The organism is Kribbella albertanoniae, from assembly GCF_004348455.1.
In the GTDB taxonomy this organism is placed as follows: domain Bacteria; phylum Actinomycetota; class Actinomycetes; order Propionibacteriales; family Kribbellaceae; genus Kribbella; species Kribbella albertanoniae.
This window is the reverse complement of record NZ_SMKA01000484.1, coordinates 1-2490: the sequence shown is the minus strand read 5'-3', so window position 1 is coordinate 2490 and position 2490 is coordinate 1. Positions and strand designations below refer to the sequence as shown.

2 protein-coding genes are annotated in these 2490 nt (G+C 71.9%); one reads left to right on the top strand and one right to left on the bottom strand.

Annotated elements, in window-relative coordinates:
• Nucleotides 1-39: 39 nt before the first annotated feature.
• Complete coding sequence (locus E1261_RS44350) at nt 40-897, bottom strand: DUF3027 domain-containing protein (protein WP_132416327.1); 858 nt, start codon at nt 895-897, stop codon at nt 40-42.
• A gap of 84 nt (nt 898-981) precedes the next feature.
• Between E1261_RS44350 and E1261_RS44345 the strand changes: the two genes are divergently transcribed.
• The coding region (locus E1261_RS44345; RefSeq protein WP_132416325.1) for an MFS transporter at nt 982-2490 on the top strand (1509 nt) is incomplete at its 3' end.

Genomic DNA, 2490 nt, shown 5'->3' with positions numbered 1-2490 from the left:
GTGCTCAGTGCGGTACGCCGGGTGGCGGCGTACCGGGGGTCAGGACTCGGTGACCTCGTCGTCGGAGGTGGGTTCGGCGGCGGCTTCTACCTCGGTTTGGACGGCGTCGGCTTCGGCGGCTTCGTCGTCAGCGGCGAGCTCCATGGAGTCGTAGCCGGTGGTGTCGAAGGCGTGGTCGGCGACCGGGGGCTCGGCGAGGTCGATGACGGCGTCGGAGTGGGCTCCGCAGCCGTAGTCGAAGGCGACGACGCGGCCTTCGCCGGGGGCCATCTCGTTGGCGCAGACGCCGAAGGAGCGGCCGAGGCTGTCGCCGAGGCGGATCCAGTAGCCGCAACCGTTGCACTTGTAGGGGACGGCCTGGGCGATCGGGGCGGCAGGACCGAAGTCGCCGGCGGCCCAGCGCTCAGCAGCGTCGTCGCGACCGAACACCGACAGAACGCGCTCGCGGCCGAGGCCGAGCTCCTCGACCACCTCGAGGACATCCTCCGGGGCGCCGGTCTCGGTGAAGCCGGGCTCCAGGCGCGGGTCGTCGGCGGGCGTCGGGAACAGGTCGCCGGGACGCAGGTCGCCGGGCTGGACGCGGTCGGACCACGGCACCCACTCGGGCGCGACGATCGCCGCGTCGCCGGGGAGCATGACGACCTCGTTGACGGTAACCGTCTTCGCGCGGGAGGCGCGGGTCACCGTGACGGCCCAGCGCCACCCCTTGTATCCCGGGTGGGCGGAGGCGAAATAGTGCGTGACGAGTCGCTCACCCTCGACCAGATGACCGAGGTGCTCGCCGATCTGCGCCGCGCCGGCCTCGTCGATCGCGGCCTCGCGGGCAGGTTCGACGGCTGCGACACAGACCGCGTCGGCCTTGGCGCGCACAGGGTCCGGAGTTCTGAGGGCAGTCACGGTTGCCCATTCTCGCACGCCCGGACCGCTCAGACGAACGCGCCGTGACTGCGGTCTGTCCCCCGCACGAGGCAGGATGGAGGCATGCAGACGCCTGACCCCGCCGACCCGCGGCCGACACCCTCCGGCGCCCCGCCGCCCGGTGCCGCCCGAGACGGCCGTACGCCGCCCAAGAAGTCGGCCGGTGAGCGGGTTGGCGCGGCTCGCGAGCGATTGGGTACGGCGGGGCGCAAGTTCGGGCGGGCCTCGAAGGTCGGGGCGACCGGGGTTGCCGCGGCGTCGAAGAAGACCGCGAGTGTCGGCGGGACCTTCGGCCGGTGGACCGGGCGACGGATCAGCGGGCTGACCGGAGCGCAGGGCGCCAAGGAATCGGGGCTGCAGCGACTGATCGAGCTGGGCGCGGTGAACGCGGCCGGTGACACGGCGTTCGCGGTCTCACTCGCGGGGACGGTGTTCTTCACCGTGCCGAGCGACCAGGCCCGGGACCGGGTCGCACTGTTCCTACTGCTGACGATGGCGCCGTTCGCGCTGATGGCGCCGCTGATCGGCCCGATCCTGGACCGCTTCCGGCACGGCCGGCGGTGGGCGATCGGCGCGACTCTCGGTGCGCGGGGGTTCCTGGTTTGGGGTCTCGCCGGGTCGATCACCGACAGCAGTTCGGTCTGGTTGTATCCGGCCGCCCTCGGGTGTCTGGTCGCGTCCAAGGCGTACGGGGTGACCCGGGCATCCGCCGTACCGCGGCTGCTTCCCAAGGAGATCACCCTCGTCACGGCCAACTCACGGATCTCCCTGGCCGGTGTCGCCGGTGCGACGGTCGGCGCCGGTATCGCGGGTGCGTTCGCGGCGATCGGGCCGCAGTGGTCGCTGCGCTGGGCCGCACTGGTGTACCTGGTCGGCCTGATCCTGGCGATCCGGCTGCCGTCGGCGGTCGACTCGCCGGCCGGCGAAGAAGTCACCGGTACGGCGGGGCGCGAGATGCGGCGGAAGGCGATCACCGCGGCCGTGGCCCGCGGGATCCGCTGCAACCTGGGACTGCGGTTCGTCTCCGGCTTCCTCACCATGTACCTGGCCTTCCTGCTCCGCGACCAGCCGATCGCCGGCATCAACGGCACGGTCGCGGCCGGAGCGGTGGTCGCCGCGGCCGGCATCGGCAACAGCCTCGGCACGCTGGCCGGTTCGTTGCTCAAGGCCCGAAAACCCGAGACCGTCGTACTGGTCGTGCTGCTCGCCGACGCCACCATCGCCATCCTGGTGGCGGTGTTCTACGGGTTCCCGATCCTGATCGCGCTCGGGTTGATCGCCGGCTCCTGCAGCTCGCTCGGCAAGCTGTCGCTGGACGCGATGATCCAGCGCGACGTCCCGGAAACCGTCCGTACGTCGGTGTTCGCGCGCTCGGAGACCGTGCTCCAACTGTCCTGGGTGATCGGCGGCGGCTGCGGCATCGTGCTGCCGCTCATCCCCCGCCTCGGCTTCGGCTTCCTCGCCGCGGTCCTGCTGCTCGCCGTCTTCCTCGTCCTCCGGATGAAACCATCCGGCATCCCCGGCGTCGGCGGCCAACGCAAACCACCCGGCCCTCGGCCCCAGTCCCCCAAG